The following is a 6,720-nucleotide window of genomic DNA, read 5'->3' as shown; positions in this document are numbered from 1 at the left end:
TTGAACCGCTGCTAATTTATCTTCAGGACTCATTTTAGCCATAGAAAAACCGCACCTCCTTGTTAGATGTGTCTAACAAATGGGGTGCAGTTCAACTTTCATTTGGGAACGTTTATTATGATTGTTTTGTATAGCTTATAAGTCCTTGTTGCACTAATGCGCCCGATTGCTTAGGAGAATATTGGTACAAATAGAACGTCAAGAAAAATGTCTGCCGATATTAATGTGTATTAATGACCCATATTATCGTTATTACCACTAAGTGGTTCTACTACTTCTCCATCTTTATCTATTACAATACTGTCGGTTTCCTTATTAGCCTCGGTCAAAGACCCATAATAAATAAAAACACCAAAAGTAATGATAGCTATCGTTGTTAATACTATAGAAATTCTCTTTTTCATAAAGTAGTCATCTCCCTACATATAAATTTATTTTGTTCGAATTTTAACATACACTTTTTCTAATATAATCCAATAATAGCACAGCGCTTATTATAGTGATAGGTAAGCCTTTGACGTTATCTCCGGCTTTTCCCCCACTTCACACCGTACGTGCGAGTTTCCCAGCATACGGCGTTCCAATTAATCCAATTTATTCATTTTTTATGTGTAGGCTAAGTTGTCATGTAGAGTCAGATTGTGGCGTTCAGACATTGCTTACGCAATTCATTTACTTTCAATAGTTGCTTTTCATCTAATTTCAATGCTTTGAGGAGCATTTGTATTTTCTCGAGGTCTTTTAAGTGGATTAGTCTGTGAATTGATTCATGGATAATCACTAAATTGCCATAGGAATCATCCTGTGTTAAATAATACGGTGTTTTATGGTGACAGTGCCAACCATTGAAACCTAGTGAGACACCAGTTACAGCACATTTTCCATATTGAGCAATAAACCGACTAATGCGATTATCATTATATTCAATGGAGCGTTGTGGAATAAATTGTTTCATCACATAAGTGAGGATTTCTTTAGGAATCGCTCGTTGATTGCGATGGATTTTGTGTCTACCTTTGGTAGTATAATTACAAATGTCCTGTGAGAAATTGAGATTAACTCGGCAACGTTGGGCGTGAATAGGAACGAGCATCATTTCTTTAATCTTGTACAACTTACATTCGTATCCTTTATACCGTTTCTGTAACGATTTGGTGAAGTCTGTGAACGTTGCTTCTTTTCTCATTTCTTTCAGTCGATTATGCATAGTTCGATGTATGCGGTGGTTCAGCTTATTTAAATCTTTTGTGACGTGTGACGCTGCGGCGTAATAATTTTGAATCCCCATTACAACCGTATTAAACCGCCATACATTTTCTACTGATTGGTGTTTCTGAATCGCTTTTACAGCTTGTTTAATCGTTAGTTGAGCGTTTTTCAATGCTTTTTCCGTCATGTGAGAGTGTGCAACATATAGCGTACGATTCGCTGTTTTCTTTCGATGAGCTTTTATACGGAACCCCAAAAATTCTGAGGAGTTTTTCTTTAAATTTACTACTTTTGATTTCTCTTCACTAACCTCTAAATGGAGGCGATTTGCCAGAAAATCCGTTACCGCATGATACATTCTTATCGCCTGTGAACGAGTTCGACATAAAATTTTAAAATCATCCGCATAACGGACAATATAACAAGGTTTTAGGTTGGTCTTTTTTAAAGCTTGCATCGTGTTGGATGGTGTTTTATAGACTTTTTTTGTCTGGAAGTTTTCCCACTGATGACTAACCCACCAATCAAGTTCGTTTAATACGATATTTGATAACAATGGAGAGAGAATCCCACCTTGTGGTGTACCATTTATCGGTAAACCCTCACCAACAATTTCTGCTTTTAATAAACGAGAAATAATGGATAATAAAACTTTATTGAACATTATCTATTATGGAACAAACTTAGGTGCTCCCTATGAGCCTGTTAGCATCGCATGTGCCTGTAACACAAGATGGATTTTTATATTCTTGATTCTTACTCACCCATAGCTAACCCTACATTTAGTAGTAAATACATTTCTATATAACGCGCGTCTAGACCCGTACATTCAGAAGTTCGTCAGTAATACAGTATCTTATTGTATTTCATTGCATTCTCACCATATTTGTTCAACCCAAGCACCATGATTTACACCACCCCATCGGGTAGGCTTTCGTCAGCCGAACTGTTACGGTAAATTCTCACGCCTATTAGCCGAGCTTATAACACGCTTTCCCTTACTAAATAGCGTGCTATTCGACGCAGGGGGAGCCTTTCTGAGCGTTACCTCATCATTCGACTCCTCGATAATATCCTTCAATTTAAATCATAGATTGCCTGACCTTTACCGAGATTGTGTTAACCACATCTCATTTGAGCCAGGAACGTGTCGCACCAACAACTGCACCCGTTAGTTAAAGTATAACCTTCCCAAAGCTTTTTTATTTCTTCTGTTTGTTCGATAATGTTGTTATTTAATTTTCTAATTGCATCAAAGATGCAAATGAACAAACAAAAATAACCACAGCAAGTCCTATGTCCATATTTAAAGAAGAAGACGCTTATTTAATACAATAAATAACATCGAAACAGTCAAGTTTTTTTATCAAAATGGAGTATTTTTATTTGTTATTATTGACAGACTTTTAGAGTGTTTTTAATCAAACTTTATTCTAAAGCTATAAAATGAGCTCAGATTCTATTCAACTAGATGTTCATGGTATTCGTGTAAAGCTTGCGTCAATTGTTTTGAGAAGTGTTCTTCTATATAGTCAGTGATGAATTGTTTCTTTTCAATTTCAATTTGGGTAGAACGGAAAAGTTTTCCGAAGAGTTTCCCCTTTTTTTCAGCTGCATAACGCTTTAGAGCTTCATTTTGTAGACGATTTAGTATGGTCTGTTCAAGGTGCTTTTCCCTAATTCTAATCGCGATATCGTTTTTATTCGATGAAATAACCTCATCAATTTTTTCTTTCAACTCCTGATTTTCCTTTTGTAGTTGCTCCGTAACCACTTGAATATCAGCGATTTTTTGCGAAGTTTCGGGAGGGATTGCTTTGAACTTTTGCTGAAGAAGATCTTCATTTAATATTAGTTGTGTTTGTTGCGTTGTTTCATCTTGTTCGATTTGAAAAAGTCCTGTTTGCATAATCTGAGCAAGTGCTTGGCTTAAGGTATCCATTCGGCCTTCAAGATCTTTTGGTGCAGTAACTTCGCTAGTTGTCTGTTTTATTACGTGGCCATCCTCATTAATACATAATAATCTTTTTAAACCTTTCACTCGGTACTCGTCTTTCAATAGTAAAATCATTCGGAGCTTCAAAATAGCTTTGAAATCTAGCCGAATGATAGTCGACGTTGAGGGATTAGTTGCTGCCCCATCAAATAGATATTCTTCAAATGGCTTAATGTAATAACGCAGCTGGGCATCTGTTACCTCAAACCAGCCTGCTACTTCAGGTGTTGAATAATACTTCTTCTCAATCAATTCGTCTAAATATGACTCTGATAAAAAATGCTGCTCAGCTGGTGTTTCCTGGATTACTTGAAATAATGGATCATTAGCGAGTACCTCTTGAATACGCTTTTCTATTGAAATTGTTTGTTCCATATGTTGCGCTCCCCCATTCTTCGCAAATTTTTTCAATTCTTTTCTACTCTATGGTATGCACTTTTTTGCTTCTCTATTTTTCTCTATTCTATTGTTTGATATTTTATGCCATTTTTCTTAAAAAAGAGCACAATAAAAAGAGCTCACAGACGAATCGAGGCGTAGAAACAGCCCAACTCGATATTAATACCATCTGAGGGCTCATTTAATTTTGATAGTTAACTTTGAAATGTATATATAATGAGGATTAACCAGTTATGTAAACAACCATATAATCCTCAACAAAATCCTTTTCTATCGATGAAATAAGGCTTAGAAGAAACGCTCTTGCTGTTGGTGGTTTTCTTAATGTATTGGCAGAAAAAGTAGGATTTGTTTCTAGGGAAGTAATCTATAATTCTACGGGGAAAAAAGCATTGATTGATGCATATGGTACTGAGCTTTCAGTTGGTGTATCTTGAATCACCTGAATTAATGGACACTAGCCAACACTTCGGGATTTCGCTGCTTTATTGAAACTGTTTGTTTCATCGCTATTACCTCCTATTCTACGGAAATCTACGCTATTGTTTTCTAGGCTACCTTATTGCTTAGGAAATCATTGCTTTTCTTTAGGTTTCTATTCTGTGCTGTGCGATTTTATGCTATTGAAAAAAGGCTCAAAAAGAGCATGAATCGAGATGAGGATTCGCGTATAGTTAGGGGGAATATTCAATTATTCAATATTGAATAAAAGATAAGACTGACCATCTATTGGGGATATTGGGTTATTATTGTATGATTAATCTATTAAATCGAACAAGGGAGTAATCAAAATGATCAAGGTAAGGTAATAAAAGGGTGCACTAGGATTTTTTAGTGTATTTATTAAATATGAATGAAAAATGTTGGTGTCGTTTCAGGCTATAGAAATGGGCTTTTATACAGATTGAAGGCCTATATTTTATTTCGCAAATTGTTTTTTATATAAAATGTTAGGGTGGTATTAATGAGTGAAGTTACGGTTGCTACTAAGAGTGAGTTGGAAGAGGCAAAAAATAATAAATATGATGTGATAATTGTAAGAGGAGAACTTGCCAACAAGTTACACACTGCTAAAAAAATAACGAAATTAAGTAAGGCAGCTCTAGCTATTTTAGGAATTGCAATGGGAGGTGCTGTTGTAGCTGCTCCCCTTACAGGAGGTCTATCTTTTGCGGCCGCGGCACCAATAGCTGCTGCTACTGGTGCTAGTATTCCGGCTATTATTGCTACGAGCGCAGTGGGTCTAGCGTTAATAATAGCTGTTTTTAAAGATTATGAAGAAGTAGAATTTAGTAAGGATCGATTACGTTTGAAGAGAAGTAAATAGTAGTGTTTTGAGGTTAAGTATTCTGAATTCTTAACTTATCCAGCGTAACTAATTTTTAAACATACTAAGATTAGTAGTACAAACCAAGGCCATGGTTTGTGCTACTATTTTATTTAGTAGAAGTGAAGAAAAGTCGACCAGCCTCTGGGATCATATAGAATCCGTATCAAAAACTGGCTAACTTCGCACCCTTATATGAATCAGTTTAGTATGTTGGGTCCAAGAGATCGTGTATAAGAAAATGGAATCGATAAGGTCATGTGAAGACTTCTATAATTGGCTATAAAGGAGGACATCTATATGAAACATGTCATCGCATTTGATGTCAGTAAAGGGAAAAGTACCATCGTCATTTATAATGAAGATAGACAATGTGAATTTGAAGGGGAATTACATCACACGCGTTTCGATTTTAAACAGCTTCATCAACGTATTGAGAAAATGACAGCTCTTGATGGACAACCTCCTGAAATCGTGTTTGAAGCACAGGGGTCTATTCAAAACCTGTAGAAGAATTTCTACGTGATCATGGCTACACATACTACCGTATGAACCCGCTTGAAGCGAGCCTACAAATGGCTTCCATGCGGCGTCATAAAACCGACAGTAGTGATGCGCACGAATTAGCGAAAACGCACTTTAAAGTAGAACGTGAAATGACATACGTACAGGATACATATTATGAACAGATGCGTGCGATTACACGTTATTATGATGAAGTTGATAAAGAAATCATTCTTTTACGTAGTCGGATGCATGCAATTTTACATGGTTCATTTCCTGAATTAGAACAGCTCATCACACCAAGTTCAGCGTTGTTTTTAAATTTTGTGCAGCTATATCCACATCCAGCACTTTTATTGGCGCATTCAAAAACAATCATTAAAAACCGTTTAAAAAGTAATACTCGTAAGAAGCTATCCTTAGAACGTGCGGAGAAAAAAGCAATTGTATTATTAGAAGCTGCGGAAAACTCGTATCCGTCCATTAAGCCAACGGATATTCGTTGTATTCAAGTACGCGATTATGCACGACGTATTGCGGATTTGATGGAAACGAAAGACAAGCTTGTCAAGCAGATGGTGACAATGTCTGAGGATAAAAAAGAATATAAAGTGTTACTCTCTATTCCAGGCATTGGAGATACAACAGCTTGCCGATTGATTGGTGAGTTAGGCGATATTCGTCGTTTTCAAAATGCCAAACAAATAAATGCCTATGCGGGTATTGATATTATGCGCTATCAATCTGGCAATACACAATATCGTGATCGTATAAATAAGCGTGGGAATAAGAAGCTACGGAAGATTTTATATTTTATGGTTTGTACAATGTTAATGGCAAAAGGAAAAGGAGAAGAAAATCACTTTGTGGACTACTATTACAAATTAAAAACGCAACCTCAGAAAAAGCATCATGAGGTCGCGATTGTGGCGTGTATGAATAAGTTCTTGAAAGTTGCATTTCACCTTATTACACACGGCATATTGTACGATTATGAGTCCGCACTACCAGCTCTGAAATCGTAACCAAGTTTATATTTACTATAACACACCGACCTTTCGAAAAAAAGAAAATCGTAAGGTCTTTTAGTCGTGCGAAAATTTAGTTGTAGTTGGGAGGGGTACCCCTCCCAACTACAACTAAATCAAAAAACAAAAGAAATTAAAGAATTACACTTGACTGGAGGTAAGAAAGAGGCTGGGACATAACTAGCTTCAATTAGTGAGAAATCCGAATTTGAATGAATTCAAATTCGGATTTCTCTTTTTTTATGTTGTCTCCATAT

The 6,720-nt window shown here is 36.2% G+C and carries 4 protein-coding genes and 1 pseudogene; 2 read left to right on the top strand and 3 right to left on the bottom strand.

The features are described from left to right. Window positions 1–230: 230 nt before the first annotated feature. The 3 genes from ACVWXS_RS25585 to ACVWXS_RS25575 all read right to left on the bottom strand — a co-directional run bounded on the left by ACVWXS_RS25585 (window position 231) and on the right by ACVWXS_RS25575 (window position 3,580). The gene (locus tag ACVWXS_RS25585; RefSeq protein WP_370078508.1) at window positions 231–404 is read right to left on the bottom strand and encodes a hypothetical protein; all 174 of its coding nucleotides are present in this window, start codon (window positions 402–404) and stop codon (window positions 231–233) included. A 230-nt stretch (window positions 405–634) separates the two neighbouring features. After that, on the bottom strand, window positions 635–1,873 hold the full coding sequence (locus tag ACVWXS_RS25580; RefSeq protein ID WP_456960639.1) for a reverse transcriptase domain-containing protein: 1,239 nt from the start codon (window positions 1,871–1,873) through the stop codon (window positions 635–637). A gap of 795 nt (window positions 1,874–2,668) precedes the next feature. Further along, entirely contained in the window at window positions 2,669–3,580 is a 912-nt protein-coding gene (locus tag ACVWXS_RS25575) for a DNA primase (protein WP_456960638.1), read from the bottom strand. 988 nt (window positions 3,581–4,568) lie between these two features. Between ACVWXS_RS25575 and ACVWXS_RS25570 the strand changes: the two genes are divergently transcribed. Beyond that, window positions 4,569–4,931: a hypothetical protein gene (locus tag ACVWXS_RS25570; RefSeq protein ID WP_456960637.1), complete on the top strand. Its 363-nt coding sequence runs from the start codon at window positions 4,569–4,571 to the stop codon at window positions 4,929–4,931. A 300-nt stretch (window positions 4,932–5,231) separates the two neighbouring features. After that, window positions 5,232–6,460 (top strand): annotated as a pseudogene (locus ACVWXS_RS25565) (IS110 family RNA-guided transposase). The last annotated feature ends 260 nt before the right edge of the window (window positions 6,461–6,720 follow it).

Source organism: Lysinibacillus sp. TE18511, from assembly GCF_054062295.1.
The sequence above is the reverse complement of the archived record's forward strand: the minus strand, read 5'-3'. Positions and strand labels throughout refer to the sequence as shown.